18 protein-coding genes are annotated in these 23,892 nt (G+C 72.0%); 6 read left to right on the top strand and 12 right to left on the bottom strand.

Annotated features, from left to right (window positions below; genetic code table 11):
* Window positions 1-2: 2 nt before the first annotated feature.
* From HL652_RS19700 to HL652_RS19690, 3 genes are all read right to left on the bottom strand, one after another.
* A complete protein-coding gene (locus tag HL652_RS19700; protein WP_171706875.1) occupies window positions 3-1,127 on the bottom strand; it encodes a hypothetical protein in 1,125 nt (374 codons plus the stop codon).
* 187 nt (window positions 1,128-1,314) lie between these two features.
* Window positions 1,315-4,749, bottom strand: coding sequence for a hypothetical protein (locus tag HL652_RS19695; protein ID WP_171706874.1), 3,435 nt, complete (start codon window positions 4,747-4,749; stop codon window positions 1,315-1,317).
* Window positions 4,750-4,856: 107 nt separating this feature from the next.
* Window positions 4,857-5,144, bottom strand: coding sequence for a DUF6966 domain-containing protein (locus HL652_RS19690; protein ID WP_171706873.1), 288 nt, complete (start codon window positions 5,142-5,144; stop codon window positions 4,857-4,859).
* 39 nt (window positions 5,145-5,183) lie between these two features.
* On the opposite strand from HL652_RS19690, the gene HL652_RS19685 reads away from it, so the two are divergent.
* Window positions 5,184-6,035 (top strand): serine hydrolase domain-containing protein, encoded by an 852-nt coding sequence (locus tag HL652_RS19685; RefSeq protein ID WP_171706872.1) that lies wholly within the window; start codon window positions 5,184-5,186, stop codon window positions 6,033-6,035.
* Here HL652_RS19685 and HL652_RS19680 read toward each other — a convergent pair.
* Entirely contained in the window at window positions 5,980-7,008 is a 1,029-nt protein-coding gene (locus HL652_RS19680) for a DUF916 domain-containing protein (RefSeq protein WP_171706871.1), read from the bottom strand. The genes HL652_RS19685 and HL652_RS19680 overlap by 56 nt on opposite strands.
* Before the next feature lie 77 nt (window positions 7,009-7,085).
* A complete protein-coding gene (locus tag HL652_RS19675) occupies window positions 7,086-8,900 on the bottom strand; it encodes a hypothetical protein (protein WP_171706870.1) in 1,815 nt (604 codons plus the stop codon).
* 151 nt (window positions 8,901-9,051) lie between these two features.
* Between HL652_RS19675 and HL652_RS19670 the strand changes: the two genes are divergently transcribed.
* From HL652_RS19670 to HL652_RS19650, 5 genes are read left to right on the top strand one after another with little or no spacing between them, the layout of a single operon-like run.
* Complete coding sequence (locus HL652_RS19670; RefSeq protein WP_171706869.1) at window positions 9,052-10,143, top strand: heme/hemin ABC transporter substrate-binding protein; 1,092 nt, start codon at window positions 9,052-9,054, stop codon at window positions 10,141-10,143.
* A complete protein-coding gene (locus tag HL652_RS19665) occupies window positions 10,140-11,267 on the top strand; it encodes a FecCD family ABC transporter permease (RefSeq protein WP_171706868.1) in 1,128 nt (375 codons plus the stop codon). Before HL652_RS19670 ends, HL652_RS19665 begins: the two co-directional genes overlap by 4 nt.
* Window positions 11,264-12,070 carry a heme ABC transporter ATP-binding protein gene (locus HL652_RS19660; RefSeq protein ID WP_171706867.1) on the top strand — a complete coding sequence of 269 codons (807 nt, stop codon included), beginning with the start codon at window positions 11,264-11,266 and terminating at the stop codon, window positions 12,068-12,070. Before HL652_RS19665 ends, HL652_RS19660 begins: the two co-directional genes overlap by 4 nt.
* On the top strand, window positions 12,067-13,227 hold the full coding sequence (locus tag HL652_RS19655) for a hypothetical protein (protein ID WP_171706866.1): 1,161 nt from the start codon (window positions 12,067-12,069) through the stop codon (window positions 13,225-13,227). Before HL652_RS19660 ends, HL652_RS19655 begins: the two co-directional genes overlap by 4 nt.
* Window positions 13,224-14,486 (top strand): hypothetical protein, encoded by a 1,263-nt coding sequence (locus tag HL652_RS19650; RefSeq protein ID WP_171706865.1) that lies wholly within the window; start codon window positions 13,224-13,226, stop codon window positions 14,484-14,486. Before HL652_RS19655 ends, HL652_RS19650 begins: the two co-directional genes overlap by 4 nt.
* Before the next feature lie 7 nt (window positions 14,487-14,493).
* On the opposite strand, the gene HL652_RS19645 is transcribed toward HL652_RS19650, so the two are convergent.
* From HL652_RS19645 to HL652_RS19615, 7 genes are all read right to left on the bottom strand, one after another.
* Window positions 14,494-14,871, bottom strand: a complete 378-nt coding sequence (locus tag HL652_RS19645) for a hypothetical protein (protein ID WP_171706864.1) — start codon at window positions 14,869-14,871, stop codon at window positions 14,494-14,496.
* Window positions 14,872-14,977: 106 nt separating this feature from the next.
* Window positions 14,978-15,778, bottom strand: coding sequence for a helix-turn-helix domain-containing protein (locus HL652_RS19640; protein ID WP_171706863.1), 801 nt, complete (start codon window positions 15,776-15,778; stop codon window positions 14,978-14,980).
* A gap of 77 nt (window positions 15,779-15,855) precedes the next feature.
* The gene (locus tag HL652_RS19635) at window positions 15,856-18,507 is read right to left on the bottom strand and encodes an ATP-binding cassette domain-containing protein (protein WP_171706862.1); all 2,652 of its coding nucleotides are present in this window, start codon (window positions 18,505-18,507) and stop codon (window positions 15,856-15,858) included.
* 2 nt (window positions 18,508-18,509) lie between these two features.
* Entirely contained in the window at window positions 18,510-19,697 is a 1,188-nt protein-coding gene (locus tag HL652_RS19630; RefSeq protein ID WP_171706861.1) for a substrate-binding domain-containing protein, read from the bottom strand.
* Window positions 19,698-19,824: 127 nt separating this feature from the next.
* Window positions 19,825-20,883, bottom strand: coding sequence for an ABC transporter permease (locus HL652_RS19625; protein WP_171706860.1), 1,059 nt, complete (start codon window positions 20,881-20,883; stop codon window positions 19,825-19,827).
* Window positions 20,880-22,268, bottom strand: coding sequence for an amidohydrolase family protein (locus tag HL652_RS19620; protein ID WP_171706859.1), 1,389 nt, complete (start codon window positions 22,266-22,268; stop codon window positions 20,880-20,882). Before HL652_RS19620 ends, HL652_RS19625 begins: the two co-directional genes overlap by 4 nt.
* A gap of 91 nt (window positions 22,269-22,359) precedes the next feature.
* Complete coding sequence (locus HL652_RS19615; protein WP_171706858.1) at window positions 22,360-23,868, bottom strand: amidohydrolase family protein; 1,509 nt, start codon at window positions 23,866-23,868, stop codon at window positions 22,360-22,362.
* Window positions 23,869-23,892 lie beyond the last annotated feature (24 nt).

Here is a 23,892-nt window from a genome sequence, read left to right as displayed (position 1 = left end):
TCCTAGTGGAGGGCGACGGCGACGACGAGGCCCGCGAAGCAGAGTGCGGTGGCGGAGGTGATGGCGATGGTGCCGGGGCTCCAGATGGTGCGGAGGCGGCGGCCCTGCTTCGCGACCTGTCGCACCCGGACGGGCGGTTGCCCGACGCCGCCCGCAGAGGCGGCGCCAGCCGCGCCGGCGCCCGCCGCGCCCGCCGCGCGCTCGTCGCGCCAGCGGCCCCAGCGCTCGACGCGATCGTCGAGGGCGTCGACGGCGGCGGTGAGGGCGAGCCAGCGGTCGGCGCGGTCGGTGACGAGGTCGCGGGAGCTGACGAGGTACATCCAGTCGTCGATGATCTCCACGTCGAGGCCGCGCAGGTGGTCGACCAGGCGGGCCATCACATCCGGGGTGAACAGGTAGAGCGCATCCCGCTCGTAGCCTTCGGGGCAGTACAGCCGGAAGAAGCGGTCGAAGTCGCCCTCGAGCGAGAGCACCTGCGAGCCGCGCAGCGCGGCGGGCGTGAGCAGGGAGCGGCGCGGGCCGTCCTCCGATCGCAGCAGGATGTTGGGCAGCGGGGCGGGTAACCGCAGTGCGGCATACCCACCGAACGGGGGCGACGTGCTCGTCGAGGTGGGCGCCGCGAGCTCGTAGTTCGCGAACTCGATCGCGCGCTCTCCCGCCGTCCGGAGCACGCGCGTGAGGTTCAGGCCGCCGCGGGCCTTGAGCGGCGATCCGCGCTCGGCGCCCGTGGGGCCCGGCTGGTAGCTCATGCTGTTCGCCGCGGCGAAACGCATCAACCTGTGGTGCACTCGCGGGCGCCGTCTCCGCCGCAGCAGGCGCAACCATGTGGTGCCCGTGAGCACGCACGTCAGCGCCAGCACCCCACCGAGCGATGCCTGCACGATGACGGCCGTCGACACCTGCGTCTCGCCCCGCACCACCTCTGCGACGAGGATGCCGGCGAGCACGAGCGCGACGATCGCCACCGCGACGGTCGGCACCCCGAGCATGACGCGGCGGATCGTGCCCGTGGTGTCACGCGCCTCGGGATGCTCCGCCACGAGCGCCCGCCACGACCGCCGAACCTCCCGTCGGCTCACCCGCTCGGTCAGGGGGCCGACGTCGACCGGTGTGCTGAGTGTCTGCACACCACGAAGCCTACTGCTCCGGACTCACCCACCCTCCCGGGTGCGGGCAGTCGCGGTGGACCGGCGGCGTGCGCGTCCGCCCCGCTTCGACGCGGTTCAGTTTCGCAAATGTCGCGCGCTCCGAGCGCTGGAGCGCCCTGGTCGTCGCGACGTTTGCGATTTTGAACGCCGTCGGTCGCAGTCGCTCCTAATCGGTCTTGTGCGGGGCCCTGGCGGGGGCGGCGGGGGCGGCGGAGCGGCGGCGGGCGATCAGGAGGAGGGCGCCGAGGGCCGCGAGCGCCGTCGCGGCGAAGCCGGCCAGACCGAGGGGGAGGGCCAAGAGGCCCGTCGCCGCGAGAGCGCCGCCGGCGCCGCCCGGGCTCGCCGAGTCGCTGCCGCCGTCACCCGCGGGCGGTGCGGGGGTGACGGTGGGCGTCGGCTGCGGGTCGGGACCAGGCCCGGGACCAGGGCCGGGACCCGGGCCGGGGCCCGGATCGGGGTCGGTGAGTGCCGCATCCGGGGTCCACAGCGTCGAGGGCTGCAGCACCACGGTCGCCTGCGGGTCCCACGTGGCGAAGGCCGGTGCGAGCGCGGTGCCGTCGCTCCCCGTGACGTCGTAGAGCGGGAAGCCCGGGAAGGGTGTGGCGTCGCCGCTGGGGGTGATGGTCCAGCTCTGGTCGGCGCAGGTCGATTCCGTGCGACCGCCCGCGGCGAGGCAGAGACTCGCGGCGGGGTCGACGACGTCGACGGGGCCGGGGAAGGCGTCGACGGCGGGGAGCGCCCAGCCGACGCCCTCGCCGCCGAGATCCTGAGGAGTCGACGCCGCAGCGCCGAGGCCGAGGCCGCCGGAGTCACCCGAACCACCCGAACCCTCGGAGACCACCGCACTCACCTGTCGCGCGCCAGGACTGTAGACGGCGAAGCTGTACTCGGGCACGACGACCGGCGTGATGGTGACGAACCCCTGCCCGTCTGCGGCGGTGTTCAGAGCGAGATCGGTGTCGACCGAGCCGACGGCGAGGTAGCTCGACCCGCCCGAGCCCGGCCCCGACGTCACGTTCTGGCCGTTGACACCGTTCTGCGCGGTGGAGCTGGTGGTGCCGCCACCCCCGCCCCCGCCCGTGAAGCCGCCACCGCCACCGCCACCGGCGCCCCCGGTGTAGGAGGGCTCACCGAAGCCCCCGAGCTGCACTCCCACGGCACCACCCTGCCCCCCGGAGGTGCCGAGCGGCGGCGCGCCGAGACCCGACTGGGGACCTGCCTGATAGTTGCCGCCCTCGCTGCCACCCGAGGTGAGGGTGCCCTCCTGGTTGCTGGTCCCCACGATGGAACCGGTGCACCCCGTCGACATGCACCCGTTGCCTCCGAAGGGCACGTAGGTCGGGACTATGCCCATTCCCGCGCCGCCCCCGCCGCCGGCCACGGCGAGCGGCAGGGAGCATCCGGCGTCGAGCGTGATCTGCGAGAGCCCGCCGCCGCCGGCGCCCGTGTAGCCGAGGGTGTTGCCCTGATTGTCCTGGTTGGCGTTGCCACCGGGCCCTCCGTTGCCGACGCCGCCCGGGGCTCCTTCGCCGTTCGGCAGGCTGTTCCAGTCGCCCCCGCGACCTCCGACGCCGATGTAGAGGGTCGTACCCGCCGCCACCGGGATGGTGGCCGTGAGCTGAGCACCGAGGCCTCCGGGCACGTTCGCCGAGAACTGGCCGCCGCCCGAGGCGACGCCGCCCGCGCCGGCCGCCACCGTCACCTGCACCGCGTTGGCGCCGGCGGGCTGCACGTACTGGTTGCTCTGGTCAGTGCAGGCGGCCGGGGTGTCATAGGTGGTGGCGTTCCAGGTGGAGCCGACCGCCGCATCCGTCGTGCCATCCGTCGTGCGGGGGGCGGAGGGCTCGGATGCTGTGGCCGCGTCGTGGACCGCAGCATCCGTTCCCGACGTTCCCGACGCTGCCGCCGCATCCACCGCACCCGGTGCTGCACCGCGCCCGTTCGACACGTCCGACGACGGGTAGGCGGGCAGCACCGGCGGCGCCACCGCCACGTCTTGCACGAGCGCGAGCTGGCCGCCCAAGGTGTACCCCTGGTCGTAGGCTGCGATGCCGGCGGCGTCACCGGTGAAGGTCGAGCCGTTGAAGATGAGCGCCTGCATCTCGGGATCGTCGACCACGAGCGGCGGGATCGACGCGATGCTGCCGGTGGGGTACGGCACGTCGGCCGTCTCGAGCACGGCGAGCCCCTCGATGCCGGCCCACGCCGCCACCCCGTTCGCCGGTGACGGCGGCGGGGGCGTCGGCTCTCCCGGCACGGCGGGGATGATGGAGTCGCGGGCCACGGTGAGCGATTGCCAGTCGGCGATGGTCGGCACTCGCCAACCGGTCAGTCCGTACTGCGGGGCGTCGAGGTACGACGACAGCGGCGCCACGGCAGGCACCACGCTCACGGCGATCGGGTCGCCGCCGGTGGTGGCGGGGTAGTAGTCGGGGGCCACGCACATGCCCTGCTGCACGCAGTAGCGGCTCTGCGATTGCCCGGCGATCTGGGCGGGCACGGCCGTCCAGACGCGGATGGTGCCGGGCGTCGTGGCCGTGCCCGGGTTCGGGGAGGCGCCGGCGCTCACGTCGGCGATGAGTGCGGGGTCGAGGCTCGGCAGGTTGAGGCCGGCCTCGTACGACCACTGCTGGATGTAGGGCACGTACGAGTTCACGTAGTACTCGTAGATGGCCTCGCTGTCGGCGTAGCCCGGCAGGGCGTGCACCGCCTCGATGAAGGCCTCGAGGTGCAGGGTGGCCACGCTGGCGTAGAACTGCACGATCGTCTGCATCTCGGTGAGCAGCGCCGACGGGATGAGGGTGCCCGACGGCATCGTGTCGGCGGTGCCCTGGGCGAGCCAGAGCACGCGCGAGTAGACGGTGATGAGTCCGGCCGAGTTGCCGTCGCCCACGAGAGCCGCGTTCATGGCGTCGACGTACTCGGAGTTGTTCGTGACGATGGTCTGCAGCTGGGCGGTCTGGTCGCCGGTCAGTGCCGTCGTCTCGCCGGCCGCGACCGCCGCGTTGTACTGCTCGTTGGCTATCTCGCAGACGTTCTGGATGTCGGTCACCATGCTCGCGAGCGCCCCGTCGCTGAGGGCGGTGGCCTGCTGCTGATAGGTGCCGTAGGCCTGGGCGGCCTCGGTGACGCTGATCAGCTCCTGCTCCACCGAGCTGATCTGCGTGCTGAGCGCGGCGACCTGGGTCTGCAGGGCCTGCAGGTCGGAGGAGAGCCCCGCGAGCTTGTCGAGCTCCTCCTGCTGCACGGGCGTCGGCGTGGAGTCGGGCGGGGCGCTCAGGCTGCCGATGATCCACCCGGCCACGTCGCCGCCGATGTCGCCGCCGACGCCGGCGATCACCTCGTCGAGCAGCTTGCCCGCGAGGCTGCCGAGGATGGACTCGGCCGCGTCTTCGCCGAGCCCGCCTGCCGCAGCATCCGTCGCCGTGTCGGATGCGGTGCTGTCGCCAGCGGCGGGAGCTACCGGGATGCGCTCCACGGCCGGGCAGGGCGGGCTGACCTCGGCGTGCGCCGGGAGAGCGGGCACGCCGAGCAGGGCGATGCCCACCGCCGCAGCGGCGATTGCCGCCACGCGGGAGCGGAGGGAGGATGGGTGGGGCACGGGTCGGTCCAATCCGGGGGCGCGGGGTGGCCCCACCCTAACGGAGCGGTCGCGCAGGGGTGAGCCCCCGTCCTGGGGCTGGCGGGAACCGTTCGGGATCGATCGGATCACCGAGGCTGGGAGGCGAGATACACCCGCTCCCGCAATCCGGTGAGCGCCTCGTTGACGCGGGCGATCTGATCATCCGCGACCGCATGGCCGTTGACGGGGTGGATGACCAGGTCGCTCAGGCTGCCCATTCCGCCGAACATCCGTCTCACCTCGGCCGGGTCTCCACCGGCACCGACGCGATCGGCCGCCCAGGCGCACCGGTCGGCCCAGGGCATCTCGCCGACCGCGCGAAGCAGTGTCGACAACTCCCGCAACGACTCCTGCAGCTCCCGCTCGCGTTCCACACGACGAGTCTTGCACCCGCCGGCAGGCAGACTGGAGGGGTGAACGCCGCACAGCCCCTCCTCGACCGCATCGTGGGAGAGATCGGCGAGCGCGGGTTCAGGGCTCACGGGGTGCACGTGCTCGTGGGCGACGACGCCGCCGAGCATCGGTGGACAGCGGATGTCCGCGAAGACATCCAGTCGGTCACGAAGGGCCTCTGCGCCCTGGCGACCCTCCGCGCCGCCGACGAGGGGCTGATCTCGCTCGACGCCCCGGTGTCGCAGTACCTTCCCGCCGTCGAGTTCGGTGAGGGCTCGGCATCCGTCACCCTCCGCCACCTGCTGACGATGACCAGCGGGATCGACCTGCCCTGGTCACCGACCATGATGACCGACTGGCCCGACCTCGCCCTCGAGTTCCTCGGCCGGCCCTCGAGGGGGCGCGTGTTCCAGTACTCGAACGCCAGCACCTACACGGCGATGCGGGTTCTCGCCCAGGTCGTCGGCGACGTGGGCGACTACGTCGACCGGGTGGTGCTGCATCCGCTCGGCATCACGGATGCGTCGTGGGAGCGTTGCCCGCTGGGGTTCCCGGTCGCGGGAGGCGGCTTGGCGCTTCGCACCGAGGAGCTCGCCCGAGTCGGGCGACTCATCCGCGATCGCGGACGCTGGCAGGGCCGCACTCTCGTCTCCCCTGGAGGCGTGGAGACGATGCACTCGGAGTGGGTGCAGGCGGGCACCGGCCCGGGGTACCGGCGCTACGCCCTGTCCGGCTGGGAGGGGCCCGGAACCGGCTGGCGCCTGCACGGCGCCTGCGGCCAGATGATCGTCTTCACGCCCGACGCCGTCATCACGGTCACGGCCGACGACCACGAAGGGTCTGACGGCCTTCTCGGCTTCCTGATGCCCTGACCACACGGCGGACCACGAGGATGCTCGCCACGGCGACACCGGCGATGAGCACGATGACGGCGTAGAGACTCCACGGAACCGCGACGACCTCGAAGTCCGCAGCGACGACGTCGACCGCCGCGGCCCCCAGCCCGACCCCCTCGGGCGTCACCGTCGTCGATCCGTGCACCCACCCGAGAGACAGCACCGGCACCTCGCGCACGACGTCGACGACCGAGCCGGGGATGATCTCGCTGAGCTGCGTGGGCGCCGTCGTGGCGTCGAGAAGACCGAAGGCGCCCGAGGCGGTGACCGTCTCGGTGCCGGTGAGGCGCGTGTTGCCCGTGTTGGCGAGCCGGTAACGGATGGTGACGGTACCGGGCGCGAAAGGGTTCCAGCTCGGGAGGTACTCCGCCTGCACCTCGCCCACCTGTGCGGCAGGGGTGAGCTCCCCCGCGACACGCAGGTTGATGCGGGTGCCCAGCCGCCGGTCGACCGAGAGCGAGGCGGAGGCGTCGGCGCTGGTGAGGGAGGTGACGATGCCGGCCGAGTGATCGCCGGGCCGGGCGTCGGCGGGCACGCTGATGCTGAAAGGGATGTCGGCCGACTGCCCGGGCGACAACTCGAGGCTGCCGGTGTCGACCTGCACCCACGTGCCGGCGCCCACCGACGGGCTGCCGTCGACGAGCACGTCGATCTCACCGCTGGAGGCGGTGAACGCGTCGGCGGCGTACACCGCGAGCGGGAGCGGCTCGGTGCCCGTGTTGACCACGACCATCGTGTCGGAGATGACCGCACCCGGCTCGACGTCGTAGGTGAAGTTGGCGCGCCCTGCCCCGTTGGCGTTGTCGGCGGTCTTCACCGTCCAGGCCACGCCGCCGTCCTCCGCCCGGGCCGCGGGCGCCGGCGCGGCGGCGGTGAGCAGCAGCGTGGTGAGCAGCAGCGCGGTGAGTGCTGCCAGCGCGAAGACGGGGGTGCGACGGGTGGTGGGCACGGGTGTTCCTTCTGGTCGAGACCTTGTCGAGACGCGAGGGGGGCCCCGGCTCACGCCGAGGCCCCACGCACGGCGTCTTACTGCAGTGCGGTGATGGTGAGCTTGCTGGTGTAGTCACCCGCGGTGGTGGTGCCGGGGATGACGAGCGACAGGTCGGCTCCCACCGTCGCGCTCACCGCGGAGGTGGAGGAGGCGAGCACGCGGGAGGAGCCGAGACCGGCGCCGCCCAGTCGGGTCGAGGCGACCTCGGCGCCGCCGGTGACGGCTCCGGCGACGACTTTCGGCGTCCAGCCGAGGTAGCCGGCCGAGAAGGAGCCACCCCCGGTGGAGGCGAAGTCGTCGGCCTGGCCCGAGATGCTCCACGTGAACGGCGAGGTTCCGCCGGCGCGGGTGTCGGTCACGATGATGTTGGTGAGCGAGCCGGTCGCGACGAAGTTGCCGCCGTCTTGCACCGCGGTGCCGAGGTTGGCGGGCGAGGTGCCCTCGAAGGCCCAGCCGAACGACCCGGTCGGGTTGTCGACCCAGTCGGGCACCTCCACGATGACGTCGGATGCGGTGGAGAAGGCCAGCGGCGTGTAGGTCTCGAAGGGGGCGTAGCTCGCACCGCTACCGGGGTAGGTGTAGATACCGAAGTTCCCCGCCGCGATGTTCTGCGCCTCGGTGGTGGTGAGGGTGAGGTCGACCGAGAAGGTGCCGTCGGCCTTGAGCTCGACGGCCCCGGCGTTCGCGCCGCCGACCGTCGACATGCTCGCGGCGGGCAGCGCCCACTTCTGGGCGATGACCGACCGCGTGGAGGATGCGGCCCCGGTCGACGGCTTCCACGCCTCGGCGAACTTGCCGAAGACGACGTAGGTGCCGCTGAACTGCCCGGCCAGCGGCGGGCGGGTACCGTTCGTCGCCGTTCCCGACGGCAGGAACCCGCTGCCCGACACGGTGACGGTCTCGCCCTGCGTCAGACCGGTGGTCTTCGACACGGTCACCGTCGGCGCCAACGTGGTCGGGGCCGTGGTGTAGGCGACGGAGACCGCGCTGGCGGGCTTGCGCGCGTCGGCCGCTCCACCCGAGGAGTACCAGTAGGAACCCTGGCCGGTCTTGCTCTGGAAGTCGACGAACGATTGCGGGAACGCGCCCGCGTTGGCCCCCGAGGTCACCTGGGCGACGCCATCCGCCGGCGTGGTGACGGTGCGCCCGAGGTAGTCAGGGGTGACGGTGAAGCCGGTCGGCGTCACGTCGACCCCGGTGAGGGTGGCGACGACCACGTTCTCGGCGGGGGCGAGGGTCTCGAACTTGTCGGGGTCGTCCATCGAGGTGCCGTAGCCGCCGAGCGTGGCGGTGATGGTGCCCGTGCCGTCGGAGTCGACGGTGAGCTTGGGGTCGGTGATCCAGGAGCGTGTCATCCCCGAGTAGTAGGCGGAGGTGAAGGTGCCCGTCCACTGGATGACCGCGGTGTTCGCCTCGACGTCGACGGTGCCGGTGCCCGCGGAGATCTGGGCGACATGACCTGAGTTCAGGCCGTTGCCGGTCGTGATCGTGGTGCCCGCGGCGTCGGTGCGGAGCCCCGCGAAGGTGGCGTCGGCGTAGCTGCCGTCCGACTGGCGCTTGAGGATCGTGGTGTTGCCCTCGCTCTGCTTCCAGTTGCTCTGCGTGACCCTGTCGGCCGACGACGTCGCGGTGACCACTCCGGCGGAGAGGAGGTTCACCGTTCCGGGCGCGAACGCGGCGGCGTTCGACTCGGCGTTCAGGCCCCAGCGGAAGACCGCGCCGTCGATCGTCGACTCGGCGGCGTAGGCGGGTGCGGCCACGAGCACGCCGCCCAGCGTGAGAGCGGCGACGGTCAGCCCCGCGAGGGCGGTGCGTCTGAATCGCCGGCGTGGTGTGGAGGAGGAGTCCACGGGTACATCCCTTCTCAGCCTTCTCTGGCAGACCGACGCGCGCGTCAGCTGCGCCCGGGTGAGCGCAAAGGCAGGTTAGCCTTACCTAAGCAGAAGGCTGTGTTCCAGCGCAACGTTAAGGATAGGCTTACCTAAATTGGAGGCTTTTCTCATGATGCGCGCACGCCACTTCGTCGCTGCCGTCACCGTGCTCGCGGTGACATTCGGCCTGACCGCCTGCGGCGCCGGAGCGCCCTCGGGCACGTCCGGCGCCCCTGCCACGCCGCCGCTGTCGGAGGTCACTCCGCTCAGCGATCCGCTCGCGTGGGAAGGCCCCTCCACGGCGGTCGCGGCGACGGCCGCCATCGACCCCGTCGTCGACGGAGCTCAGGTGCTCCCGGTGACGGTGACGGATGCGCAGGGAACTTCGGTCACGGTCACCGACGCGAGCCGCATCCTGACCCTCGACATCTACGGTTCCCTGTCGCGCATCGTGTTCGAGCTCGGTCTGGGCGCATCCGTCGTCGCTCGCGACACGTCGAGCGGCTTCCCGGAGGCTGCCGACCTCCCCGTCGTCACCGAGAACGGCCACGATCTGAACGCCGAGGCCATCCTCGAGGCGGCGCCCACGGTCATCCTCACCGACACCAGTCTGGGCCCGTGGGACACGATCCTGCAGCTGCGCGACGCCGGCATCCCCGTCGTGGTCGTCGACTCGCACCGCTCGCTCGAATCGGTCGGGTCGCTCATCGACCAGGTGGGCACGGCCCTCGGCGTGCCCGAGCGCGCCGACGCGCTCGCCGCGCGGAGCGACGCTGCGGTCGCGGAGAAGATCGCGCAGATCGCCGCGGTGGCACCGGCCGATCCGGTGCAGAGGCTGCGGATGATGTTCCTCTACGTGCGCGGCCAGTCGGGCGTGTACTACCTGTTCGGCGAGGAGTCGGGGGCCGACAGCCTGATCCGCGCGCTCGGCGGCATCGACGTCGCCGGCGAGATCGGCTGGAAGGGCATGCGGCCCGTCACCGACGAGGCCCTCGTCGACGCCAACCCCGACCTGCTGATCATGATGACGAAGGGACTCGAATCGGTCGGCGGGGTCGACGGGCTGGTCGAGCACCTCCCCGCCATCGCCCAGACGGATGCGGGGCGGAACCACCGCATCGTCGACATGTCCGACACCACCGTCCTCAGCTTCGGGCCCGCGTCCGCCGACGTGCTCGACGCACTCGCGGTGGCGATCTACGCCCCCGAGGCAGCCGGATGAGCCTGGCGACCGAGGAGAGGCCCCTCACCCGGCTCGCCGCGCCGTCCCAGCGGAGGGTGACGCGGGGACCACTCATGTTCGTGGCCCTCGGCATCGCACTGCTCGCGCTGATGATCGTCTCGGCGGGCAGCGGACAACTGCACATCCCACCCGCCGAAGTCGTGGGCGCTGCGTCGCGAGCGTGGAACGGAGCCGTGCAGTCGGTGGGGCTCGGCATCCTCTCCCTCCCCGAGGGGGCACCGATGTCGCACGTCAACGCCGAGGCGACGCTGTGGCTCATTCGTGCTCCGCGGCTCCTGATGGCGGTGCTCGTGGGAGCGGCGCTCGCGTCGGCCGGGGTCGTGATGCAGGGGGTGTTCCGCAATCCGCTCGCCGAGCCGGGTGTCATCGGCATCTCGTCGGGCGCCGCGGTCGGAGCATCCGCCTCCATCGTCTTCGGCCTCGGGTTCCTCGGCCCCCTGACCCTGCCGGCTCTGGCGTTCCTCGGGGGCCTCGCGGCGATCGCCGTCGTGTACGCCGCCGCACGCGCCGACGGCCGCACCGAGGTCGTCACGCTGGTGCTCACCGGCATCGCGGTAAACGCCGTCGGAGGAGCGGCCATCGCCCTGTTCACCTACCTCGGGTCGACCCAGGAGCGGGAGCAGATCGTGTTCTGGCAGCTCGGCTCGCTCAACGGAACCCGCTGGGGCGACCTCGCGATCGTCGCCCCGCTGACCGCGGTGGGCATCGCGGCGTGCCTTCTGATGTCTGCCGACCTCGACCTCCTAGCTCTCGGCGAGCGGCAGGCCGAGCACCTCGGAGTGCGCGTGGAGCGACTCCGCGTCGTCGCGATCGTCGTCATCGCGCTGCTCACCTGCGCGGCTGTCGCGTTCTGCGGCATCATCGGCTTCGTCGGTCTCGTCGTGCCCCACCTCATGCGCATGGTGCTCGGCCCCGGGCATCGCCTGCTGCTGCCCGCCAGCGCTCTGGGCGGGTCGGTGCTGCTCCTGGCCGCCGACCTGGTCGCGCGCACCGCGGTGCCCGGCAGCGAGCTGCCGATCGGGATGCTCACCGCCCTCATCGGAGGTCCGTTCTTCTTCTGGCTGCTCAGACGCACCCGTCGACGCTCGGGAGGCTGGGGATGACCGCGGTGCTGCGCGCACGGGAGGTCACCGTCGACATCGGCGAGCGCCGCATCCTCGACGGCGTCGATGTGGAGGTGCGCGCCGGGGAGCTGCTGGTGCTTGTCGGGCCGAACGGTGCGGGCAAGTCCACCCTGCTGTCGGTGCTCGCCGGGGATCGTGCGCCCACCAGCGGGATGGTCGAGCTCGACGGGGCGTCGCTCGAGAGCCACCCCGTGGCCGAGCGGGCGCGGCGGCGCTCGGTGCTCACGCAGAGCAACGAGGTCTCCTTCCCGTTCGCGGTCGGAGAGGTGGTGCGGATGGGGCGGGCACCGTGGCGACATCGGCCCGAAGCCGCGCTCGACGACGAGATCGTCGCCGCCGCGATGGAAGCCGGGGAGGTCGAGAGCTTCGCGACGCGCGCGGTGACAGCCCTCTCCGGCGGGGAGCGGGCGCGCACCGCGTTCGCGCGGTCGTACGCCCAGCAGTGCCGCATCGCCCTCCTCGACGAACCCACCGCGAGCCTCGACATCCGTCACCAGCACCGGGTGCTCGCACGCACCCGAGACCGTGTGCGACGAGGTGGGGCGGCAGTCGTCGTGCTGCACGACCTCAACCTCGCCGCCGCCTACGCCGATCGCATCGCGCTGCTCGAACAGGGCCGTCTCGCCGCCGTCGGGGCTCCCCGTGCCGTGCTCACCTCCGCGCTGCTGACACGCGTGTACCGGCACCCCATCCACGTGGCGCCCGGGGTCGGGGACTCCCTCTGGGTGATCGCCGAACCATCCGCCACCGACCACTCGGACATCGGAGAAGAACCAGCATGAAACGTCGCGTCCACCTCACCGCGACCGCCGTCGCCGTCGCCCTCTCCGTCTCCGCGGTGGCGCTTCTCGCGACCGCGACTCCCGCCTGGGCTGCCGGCAGCGTCTCCGTGTCGGGCCCCGACGGGAGCGCCTCGGTGTCGCCGGACTACGCGACCGACGTCACGGTGAGCGGCACCGGCTTCCAGTCCATCCAGAACGGCTTCGGAGGCATCTACGTGCTCTTCGGCTGGGTCGACGACGCCGCGAGCGGCACCTGGCGGCCGAGCGCCGGCGGCGTCGTCGGCGAAGATTACCGCTACGTTCCCGACGCCGAGTCGGCCGACAACAACGGCTTCCAGCGTTTCCTCGCCTTCCCCGGCAGCCAGACGGAGAGCTCCGCCAACGGCACGATCGCCGCAGACGGTTCGTGGACGGTGTCGATGGTCACCCCCGGCGCCACCTTCGAGAGCCAGGACCGGGACGGGAACATCACGGAGGTGGACTGCCGGACGGTGACCTGCGGCATCATCACCATCGGCGCCCACGGCGTGAAGAACGCCAACAACGAGACCTTCACGCCGGTGTCGTTCGCCTCGGATGCCGCCGCATCGGCAGCGGAGGCCGCGCCCTCCGCGCCCGGCGCGGCAGGAGCGGTTCGCGTCGGTGTGGATGCGGCGACGGTCTCCGCAGGATCGTCGATCGTCTTCACGGGGCAGGGCTTCACACCCGGTGAGCAGGTCGTCGCCTCCCTCGACGGGGGGCTGACGGCGGTGGGCCCGCTCACCGCCGGAACCCAGGGCGAGATCGCCGCCGCGCTTCCCGTTCCCCGCGACATCCGTGACGGCACGCACCTCGTCACCCTGCGCGGGGCCGGGTCGGGCGGCGTGGCCGAGGCGGAGGTCACCGTCACGGGCGGGGTCGCCGCCTCGGCCGAGGCGAGCAGCGCCGCGCCCGCCGCACCCGTGTGGGCCATCGTGCTCATGCTCGGGTGCATCGCGCTGGCGCTCGTGCTCGTGGTGGCGAGCGTCATCACCGCGATCGCCCGCGCCCTGGCGCGCCGCCGCGCGCGGCGAGCCGCGCGCCCGGGCGTGGACGGGGGCGCGGTCGTGCCGCAGCAGCCGGAGCTCGCATCGGAGACGCCCACACCTCAGGCCGTCGACGAAGCGGCGCTGCGATGACCGCGGTTCGCCGCGGGCGGCACGCGGCCGCGCTTGTCGCCCTCGCACTGGGGCTGGGGACGGTGCTGGGTCTGGGCACCGCATCCGCGGCTTCGGCCTCGGCCTCGGCTTCAGCCGCGCGCGACGCCGACGACATCATCGTCACCGTGCCCGAGCGCACCCCGACGCCGAGCACGGGGGGCAGCATCACCAACGCGGAGCTGCGCTGGGGGCTCAACGCCGAGTCGGGCGCCGGTGCCTTCGCGGGCGGATGCAACTTCCTCAGCGCGGGTCGAGCGGGCGACGCGGGCGGCTCCCGCGTGTGGCAGGAGGGCGACGGCCTCTACCGCTCGCACGACGGGTCGGTGCACATCGAGAAACCCACCGCCGACGGGCAATGGGCCGACGCCACCTGGGGTGCCCGCTGCCTCGACCCGCAGGGCGCGGCGGTGTCGGTGTCGTCGACGTCGAGCACCAGCGGCAATCAGGTCGTGATGCAGGGCGGAACCGGCTCGTCAGACGGTGACGGGGTGCGCATCCGCTGGACCGGTTCGTTCACTGTGGTGTTCTACGGGGGCATGACCTACTGGAGCGTCACCGACCCCGAGCTCTCGCTCGACGCCTCGGGCGACGGCGAGCTGACGGGGCTCGCCAGCGGCTACGGAACCTCGATGGACGACATGACGAAGTGGCAGGCCCTCGACCCGGTGAAGGTCACCCTCGCCGACATCAGTGGCGCCGAGGTCGCGAAGGGCGGCGGGTTCACCGTCACGCCGCGGTATCTCGGGGTGTCGAGCTCCGGCAGCGGACAGGTCGCCCGCTCCGCGTCGAACGAGGCCCACTGGGGGTCGTTCCCGCAGTCGTTCGTCGACTTCCACCGCCTCACCGGCCAGCAGGGCTACTGGGTGACCACCGGCGGCGTGCGCGACGCCGCGAAACCCGCGAGCCCCCTCACGGTGAGCTACGACGCCTCCGCGCCCGTCACCCCACCCGCGAGCGCGGGAGGCTCGGCCGGCGGAGGGGCGGCGCCCGACAACCCCGTCGTCCGAGCGCCGGCCGTGGTGCCCGCCGACGCCCTGGCCAGCGAGCTCGTGGCGCTGAACGCACCCCAGACGCTGCTGCCGCAACCGGTCGGACTCGTGCCCGAGGGCTCCGGCACTCTGTCGCCGCTCGTTCTCCCGTTGCTGGCCGCCGCATCCGCCCTCGGCCTCGGCATCATTGCGGTGCTCAGCATGATGAGGGCCCTCCCCTGGTCGCGGCGGGCGGGGTCGCCGGTGTGACACGCTCTCAGCTCGTGACGGGCGCCACCGTCACGACCGGGATGCCGTCGATGACGGTGCTGGCGCGGAACGAGATGGCGCCGTCGAGCGGGAGCGTCACGGTGCTGGTGCCGGTGGGACCGGTCTGCACGTTGCCGTCGAAGACCCAGGTCTGGCCGTCGGTGGTGCGTTCGAGCCGGTACGCCACGTCGACACCGGCGCCGGCGGCGTTCCGCGCGGTGGCAGTGAGGATGACGTCGGTGCCGCTGCGCACCGCGGTCAGCGTGAGCTCGGGAACCCCCGCCGACCCCGACGCCGCGGCACCCGGCGCGGCGACGGCGAGCGCCACCACGGGCACCGTCCAGGCCCCGGCTCGCAGCACGACTCGTCTCGACACGTCACTCATCTCTGAAGTGTGACAGGCGCCCCGGCCCCGCGCATCCGTTCTCCCACACAAAGTCCGTGATGATCGTGGTCATCCCGGACTTTGTGGGGGAGAACGCGCGGGCCGCTCACTCCCCCGAGTGGTGCCCGCCGCCGAAGTGCATCGTCGAGGCGGGGGTGCCGTACTCCGCGAGGCGGCGGGCGATCTCGTGGGGTGGGGCGAAGCCGTGGCGGCCGACGACGGCCCAGATCGAGACGCAGGGAACGTCGTAGGGGTTCACGATGCGGTGCGGGATGGAGGCGTCGAAGGTGAGGCTGTCGCCCGGCTGCACGGTGTCGCTGTCGAAGCCGACCTGGATGTCCATCTGCCCGCTCATCACGTGCATGTACTCGAGGCCGGTGTGGCGCATCATGTTGTCGGCGGGGCTCGACTCGCTGCCGGGCGAGTAGGTGACGCGCACGAACTCGACGAGGGGGTCGTCGCCCGGGGTGAGCCGCTCCCAGCGCACGCCGCCGATGCGGATGTCGGGCGCGGTGTCCGCGCGGCGGAGGCCCGGGAGGCCGACCGTGGTGAGGCGTTCGAAACCAGGCGAGGGCGCGGGCGACGAGCCGACGCCGTTGACACCGGATGCTGCGGCCGCACCCACACCGGATGCGCCCGCCCCCGGCCCCGGCGCCACCGTTCCGAGCAGCGCGTCGAACGACAGGTCGAGCTCCGACACGATGGTCCACAGGGTGCCCATCGACGGCATCGCCCGCCCGAGCTCGACCTGCGAGAGGAAGCTCGCCGAGACGCCCACCCGGCTGCCGAGCTCGCGCAGCGAGATGCCCTCCGCCTGGCGGGCCTCCCGGATGCGCTCCCCGACTCCGGGCGCGGCCGGCCGCTTCGCCGCGTCGGCGTCGGGATCGCGGGGTGTGCTCGGCGACATGGGCGGCTCCTCGTTGACGATGCCTCAAGGGTAGACCGAGCACGCCGGCGCGGCCCGCAGCCGCCCCGCCCCGCCCCCTACTCCGGGATGCTCCGCCGCTTCCGCAGCCGCACCGCCATCGGCAGCACGGCGGCGACGAGCACGAAGATGCCCTGGATCCAGTACTGCCACGACAGGTTCACCCCGAGGAACGGCAGCGCGCTCGTGATCGTCTGCAGCAGCAGCGCCGCGGCACCCACGGCGAGCGCCGAGCCCGAACCGCCGAAGATGCTCACACCCGCGATCACGATCGCCGTCACCGAGGTGAGGGTGAACGCCTGGGCGGCCCCCGCATCCCCGATGCCGGTCTTCGTGTAGAGCACGACGCCGGCGACGGCGGCCAGCACGCTCGAGGCGATGGTGGCGAGCAGCCGCATGCGGTTCACGTCGACACCCATGCGCGTGGCCTTGAGCGCGTCGGAACCCGCGGCCCGGAAGCCGCGCCCGAGCCCGGTGTTGTTGAGGCCGAGCCACAGCAGCACCGCGATGACGATCGCCACGACGAGCACCAGCGGAACACCGGCGATGGCCGTGCCGAGAGCGGTCATCAGCTCGGCGCTCGCCTGCCCGCCCGGCTGCGGGCGCAGCAGCTGCGCCCCGCCGAGCACCGCGATCGACGACACCAGGGTCGCGATGACGGGCGGCATGCCGAGCCGCGTGATGAGGATGCCGTTGACCACACCGACCACCACCCCGGCGACCAGCGCCACGACCACGCCGAGTGCGAGCATCCCGGGCCCGCCCTCGCCGAAGAAGGAGATGATCACCGCCGAGAGCGCCACCACCGAACCGATCGACAGGTCGATGCCTCCGGTGATGACGACCGAGAGCTGGGCCAGGCCGACCAGGATGAGGATGGCCGCAGACGCGAGCAGCGCACCCATGCTGAGCGGGCTGAGGAACGAGGGGGCTATCCCTGCGGTGATGGCGACGAGCGCCACCGAGATGACGACGAGCGACACGGTCTGCACCTCGCCGCGCTGCACCAGCGGGAGGCCCTTCTTCGAGGTGAGCTCTGCAGCATCCGTGTCGTCGCTGATGGAGGTCTCGGTGGCGAGCACCGCGGCGCCCGTGATCTCGCGCTCGGTGAGCGTGTCGCCGGCGAGTTCGGCCTGCACGCGTCCGCGCGAGAACACGACGACCCGGTCGCAGAGCCCTTCGAGTTCGACGGCGTCGGTGGAGAGGATGACCACGGCCACCCCGTCGTCGGCCATCGCCCGCAAGAAGCTGTAGATCTCGACGCGCGCGCCCGCGTCGACACCCTGGGTGGGGTCTTCGACGAGCAGCACCGCGGGGCTGCCGAGGCGGGCCCTGGCGAGCAGCACCTTCTGCTGGCTGCCGCCCGAGAGCGAGGTGATGGGCGTCTCGATGGTGGGGGTCTTCACCGCGAGGCCGCCGATGGCCTGGTGCACGAGGCGTTCCTCGGTGCGCGGAGCGGTGAACCCGGCGGGCATCGCCTGGTCGAGGTTCGGCGCGATCACGTTCTCGCGCACGCTGAGCTGACCGAACATCGCCTCGCCGAGCCGGTCACCCGGCAGCCAGACGATGCCCTCGGCCGTGGCGCGGCGAGTCGAGAGGGCGCGCAGCTCCCGCCCGTTGAGCTTCACCACGCCGCTCGAGCGCACGGCTCCGGCGAGCGCCTTCATGAACTCGCGCTGCCCGTTGCCCTCGACGCCGGCGAGCCCGACGATCTGCCCGCCACGCGCCTCGAACGAGACGTCGCGGAAGGCGCGACCGGTGAAGCTCGTGACGGAGAGCACCTCGGTGCCGGCGCCACCACCAGCCCCGGCACCGGGTGCGGCTTCGATACCGGGGGCGGCATCGACGGATGCTCCCCCGGCCTTGTGGGGGAACGTCGTCTCGAGCGAGCGGCCCACGATGAGCTCGACGATCTGCTCGGCCGAGTAGCCGGCCACGTCGCCGCGACCCACCACCTTGCCGTCGCGCAGCACCGTCATGCGGTCGGCGATCTCCATCACCTCGGGGATGCGGTGCGTGATGTAGACCACACCAGACCCCTTGGCGAGCAGCTCGTGCACCTGCGCGAACAGCCACGCGGTCTCGTCGGCTCCGAGCGCCTCGGTGGGCTCGTCGAGCACGAGCACCTTCGGGTCGGAGGCGAGCGCCGCGGCGATCTCGACGAGGTGCGCCTCGCGCTGCGAGATCGCCGACACCCGGCGCCGCACGTCGATCTCGAGGCCGAGCCGGGCGAACAGCTCCGCCGTCCACTGCGTGGCGGCGCGCCGCGAGGGGCGCACCGACTCGGGCAGCAGCAGGAGCATGGCGTCGACGACGGTGAGCGAGGGCGCGAGTGCCGGGATCTGGTAGACGATCGCCAGCCCCTGCTCCCGCGCCTCGCGCGGGTACATGCGGGGCCGAGGTCCGGCCCCCAGGTCGATCGTTCCGTCATCGGGAACGACCGACCCGGCGGCTATGCCCACCAGCGTCGACTTGCCGGCGCCGTTCTCGCCGAGCACGGCGTGCACCTCGCCGGGCAGCACCTCGAGGCTCACGTCGTCGAGGGCGCGCACCCCCGGGTACTGCTTGCCGATGCCCGAGAGCGTCAGCAGGGCTCCGGATGCGCGGCCCTGCCCGGCCCCCGCCCCGGCCCCTGAGGGCGCGGAGGCGGGCGGCACGGAGGCGGGGGGAACGGCTGACGATGACACGGATGCGGTGGTGGGCTCGGTCATGATCAGTTGGCGAAGGCCGCGGCGACCTCGTCGGGCGTGAGCAGCGACGAGGGGGAACCATCGGAGGGAGCGCCTTCGGAGCAGACCTCGGAGGGCGTCTTGGCGCCCTCGGTCTTACCGGTCGAGTCCTCGGCCAGCGAGAGGTCGTAGATCGAGGGCTCCGTGTCGGAGACGCCCGAGAAGGAGGCGAGCGCCTTGCGGAGCGCGACGCGGCCCACCCAGGTGCGCGACGACACGGTGGCCAGCTCGTACGACGGGTTCGAGGCCTTCAGCGCCTCGAACCCGCAGCTCAGGCTGTTCTGGTCGGTCGTGGCGATGATGGGGAGGGTGATGCCGGCTGCCTCGTAGGCGCGGATGACGCCGTCGGTCGACGCCCCGTAGTCGGAGATGACGGCGTCGATCTGCGGGTACTGCGAGAGCAGACCGCTCATCGCCTGCTGGGCCTGAGCCGGGTCCCAGTTGGTGGTGACGGGGTCTGCGGTGAGCAGCTTCACCTGCGGGTTCTCGTCGAGCACGGCCTTCACGCCCTCGAGCTCCTGCGACGACACCGCGCTGCCGGCGGGGCCACCGAGGAAGACGACGTTGCCGCCCGCGTCGCCGAGCTGGTCGACGACCCACTGCGCCCAGGTGCGGCCGCTGAACTCCGGCGACCAGTCGGTGTAGTCGAGGTAGTCGGTGCCGGCGGTGCCCTCGGGGTCGGAGGCGAACGCGACGACGGTCGATCCGGTCTGCACCGCGCTCCGCAGGGCGGAGAGGTGGGCTTCGCCCGGTCCTGCATCCGGAATCACCAGCACGATGTCGGTGCCCTTGGCCGCCATGCTCGTGATGGCGGCGGTGGTGGCCTGCAGGTCGCCGCGGCCGGCGGCGAACTCGACTCCCTTGATGGCGGGGCAGTTAGCGGCCTCGGCCTCGATCTCGGCGAGCACGGTCTTCGACCACGAGTTGGTGCCGTAGCCGTCGACGACGCCCACGGTGATCTCGCCCTCGTCGGGGCAGATGCTCGAGATGTCGGCGAACTCGCTCATGGTGCCGGTCTTGCCGACGGCGATGTCGGCGGCCGAGCCGGTGGAGGCGGTGCCGCCGGCGTTGGTCGACGAGCATCCGCCGAGCAGCACGGCGAGGGCGGCGACCGTGACGGCGCTGCCGACGGCGAGCGCCGGGCGGGTGCGGAAGGCGGGGTGTTTCTTCATCGGGATGACTCCTCTTCGAGTGCAGTGGTGCTGTGGTGGATGGGGCGGGACGGGTCGAACGGAACGGGATGCGATGGGGCGGGACGGGATGGGCCGGGGCGGGGCGGGGCGGTTCGGGGCGGGTCGCTCAGGTCTTCGAGCGCGTGAACATCGCCTTCAGCCGCGAGGTGTTGCCGCCGAGCTTGATCTGCACGACGATGCCGACGGCGATGATGACGGCCTGGATGATGTTCTGCGCGGCGGTGGTCTGCGTGAAGGTCTGCACGAGCTGGCCGAGCTGACCGAGGAACAGCGCGCCGAGCGCGGTGCCGACGATGCTGCCCTTGCCGCCCGTGAGCGCGGTGCCGCCGAGCACGACCGCCGCGATGGAGGGCAGCAGGTAGGCGTCGCCCGCGGTGAGGGTGGGCGAGCGCAGGAGGCCCGCGAGCAGCACGCCGCAGGAGGCCGCGAGCAGGGCCGAGAGCGTGTACGCGCCCACGACGTAGCCGTTGGGCGAGAGACCGATGCTGCGGGCCGCACGGGGGTTGGCCCCCACGAGCTCGAAGCGGCGGCCCACCCTGATGGCCTTCACCAGCACGTGCACGACCAGCACCACGATGGTGGCGATGATGGCCAGAACCGGGATGCCGAGCCACCGCGACAGCGAGAACTGCGACAGCGAGTCGACGACCTGGCCGCCGTAGCCGCCCGAGACCGCCTGCACGGTGCCCACCATGAGCGCGTTGCTCGCGATGGTGACGACGAGCGGCGGCAGGCCGAAGAACGCGATCACGAGGCCGCTGATGAGGCCGAACAGCGCCGGCACGATGAGCGCCAGCACGATGGCGCCGCCGATGCCGAGCTGGTCGGGCCCGCCGAACTTCGCCACGATCAGGGCGCCGAGCGTGATGGCGCCTGCCACCGACAGGTCGAGGCCGCCCTGCATGATCACGAGGGTCTGACCGACGGCCACCACGGCGGTGAGCGCCGCGAACGGCAGCATCGACGACATCGCGGTGGCCGAGATGCTGCCCGGCGCGATGAGCGGGCTGATGGCGAACAGCACGATCACGGCGATGAGCGCGCGGGCCGCCGGCCACGAGGCCACCCGGGCCAGCGGGCTGATCGGCTTGATCGAGGGGCGCTCGGCCGTCAGGCCGGCGGGGCCGCCGCCGGCCGGCGATCGCCGCTCCGAACCGATGGTCATGCGTGGGCCACTTCGGGGTGCCAGGCGCCGTCGACCGAGGCCTCGGGCATCTGCGACAGGATGTAGTCGCGGGCGTTCGAGGCGTCGTCGCGCAGCTTCTTCACGTCGACCCCGACGAGCTGGCCGCCGCGCTTCTTCACCACGCCGTCGACGACGACGTCGGTGACGAGGCCCGGATGCGCGTTGTAGACCACGCCGCCGAACGGGTTGTTGAGGGGCGACATGGCCAGCGAGTTGCCGCTCACCACGATGACGTCGGCGGCCTTGCCCACCTCGAGCGAACCGGTCTGGGCACCGAGGCCCGCCGCGTTCGCGCCGTCGAGGGTGGCGAACTGGATGACGTCGGCGCAGTTGAGGCTGAGGCGCTCGATGACGGCCCCCGCATCCACCAGCTCCTTGTTGTCGGCAGCGCGCTGCAGGCCGATCGCGGTGCGCATGGTGCCGAACATGTCGCCGCCGTTCGACGAGCAGACGTCGATCGAGAACGACGGGCGCACGCCCGCGGCGAGCAGCCGGCCGGTGGCGGGGTAGCCGTGGCCCATCTGCGCCTCGACGTCGGGGGCGACCGAGGCCGAGCCGCCGGTGTCGCCGATGATGCGCAGCTCCTCGTCGGAGAGGGTGGTGCAGTGCACGTAGGTGATGGTGTCGGCGAGCAGACCGTCCTCCTGCAGCATGATGATCGGCCGCATCTTGCCCCAGTGGCCGTCGCCCACGTGCACGGTGACGCGCAGGTCGAGGTCTTTCGCGAGCTGGAAGTCGGCGCGGTTCACCTCGCGGGTGGTGAACTGCGGGCCGCGGAGGGCCAGCGCCATGGTGACGAGCCCGTCGTTCGAGGCGAAGTGCTCGGTGCGGAGGCGGGTGGCGTCGTCGCGGGGGTGCTCGACGGGCGAGGGCATCACGCCGCCCCACTGGGCCGCGCCGCCGCCGTGGGCGAACACCGCACGCATGCCGGTGTCTTCGAGGGCCTTGACCGCCGCATCCGCGTGGTCGGTGGTGCGCAGGTTGTGCGACCAGTCGACGAGGGTGGTGATTCCCGAGTCGAGCGCCTCGAGCGCGCCGAGGTAGTTGCTGACGTAGGTGTCTTCGGGGCGGAAGTGCTTGCTGAGGCCCACGTGCAGGCCCGCCATGTACTCGTCGAGCGACCAGTCGGAGGCGATGTTGCGCACGATGGCCTGCCAGGTGTGGCGGTGGGTGTCGACGAAGCCGGGCATCACCACGCTTCCGGAGGCGTCGATGACATCGGCTCCCGGGGCGTCGATGCGGGGGCCGATCTGGGCGATCTTGCCGTCGCGGATGAGCACGTCGACATCGGTGAGAGCCGGGTCGGTGGCCACGCCGGTGATGACGGTGCCGCCGGTGATGAGGATGTCTCTCGAGTCGGTCATGGGTGGATGCTCCTTTGCATGGTGGTGGTGGTGTGAGCGAAGGACGGATGGGGGGGACGACGGTGCCGGGGTCGGGGCGGTACCGCCGGGTTCAGGCCCGCTCGCGGTAGAGCGGGATGTCGAGGGGCGGTTGCGGGATGAAACCGCCGTGGCGGTCCATCTGCTCGTAGAGGTAGTCGTGGGAGGCCCGGGTGCGAGCGAGGGCGGCGTCGACGTCGACGTGCACGAGACGGCCGTGGCGCTTCACCACGCGGCCGTCGATGAGCACGGTGTCGACGTTGCCCGAGTTCGTCTGCGCGATCGCCATGCCCGTGGGGTCGCGGCGGTTCCAGCCCGCCTGGCTGATGCCGCTCATGTCGAGCAGCACCACGTCGGCGCGCTTGCCCGGGGTGAGCGAACCCACCTCGTCGCCGATGCCGGCGGCCACCGCACCGTTCTGGGTGATCCAGCGCAGCGCATCCTTCGTGGTCCAGCGCATCTCCTGCGGCGCGATGAGCTTCTCGTAACCGGCGCTGTCGTCGCGCCAGCGGGTGGCCTGCAGCACGAGCCGGGCGTGCGAGAGCAGGTCGCCGGAGTCGCCGCTCACGCAGTCGATGCCGAGGCCGGGGCCGGGCGTGTACTCCGTGGCCTCGCGGATGGTGGGGAAGCCCATGCCCATCTGCATCTCGGTCTCGGCACAGATCGAGACGGTGGTGCCGGTGTCGCGCAGCAGCTCCCACTCCTCGGGGGTGTTGAAGCTGCAGTGCACGAGGAGGAGGTCGGGGCCGAGCAGGCCGTGCTCGGAGAGCACCTTGACGTCTTGGAACAGCTGGCGCACGGCGAGCTGGTTGGCGTGCATCGTCATGCGGGCGCCGAGCTCGCGGGCCAGCGCGAACTCGGCGGCGACGTCGGCGACCGGGGCGATGGGCAGCTCCTGCGGGGCGATGCCGAAGCGCAGCGGCTGGTTCTCGTCGCGGAAGTACTGGTCGCGGATCTCGCGGGCCAGACGCGCGCGCGGCTCGAAGGCGGCGGGGTCGGCGACGCCCTCGCGGCCGCCGGCGCTCTCCGACCAGGTGTTCGACGTCACCGGTGTCATGCCGTGGCCGTAGAGGCCGCGCACGCCCGCGTCGAGGAGGCCGGTGACCGCGCCGTGGGCGCACTCCGGGTCGAGGATGTTGTGGCAGTAGTCGACGATCGAGGTGACGCCGGAGTTGATGGCGTCGAGCGCGCCGGCGTAGTTGCCGACGTACATGTCTTCGGGCCGGTAGCGGATGGCCATCTGCAGGCGCATGCCGCGCAGGTAGTCGGGGATGGTGCCGTCGGCGAGGATGCCGCGCAGCTGCGCCTGCCAGGTGTGGCGGTGGGTGTCGATCATGCCGGGGATGGCGATCATCTCGGAGGCGTCGATGACCTCGGCGGTGCCGCCCGCATCCGTTCCGGCGGTATGCAGGATGCTCTCGCCGGTCTCGCGCGACGCCGGCTCGACGGCGGCGATGCGGCCGCCCTCGATGAGGATGTCGGCCCGCTCGAGGTCTCCGAGCACGGGGTCGACCGTCGCGACAGCCGCGCCCCGGATGAGGATGCGTGAGCCTGGGCTCGACACCTCAGGGATTGCGGGCATGATTTCTCCTCGTCGAGTAACCGG

It is taken from the genome of Herbiconiux sp. SALV-R1, assembly GCF_013113715.1.
Lineage (GTDB): Bacteria > Actinomycetota > Actinomycetes > Actinomycetales > Microbacteriaceae > Herbiconiux.
Note: the sequence above shows the minus strand (reverse complement) of the source record. Positions and strands in the feature narration are given on the sequence as shown.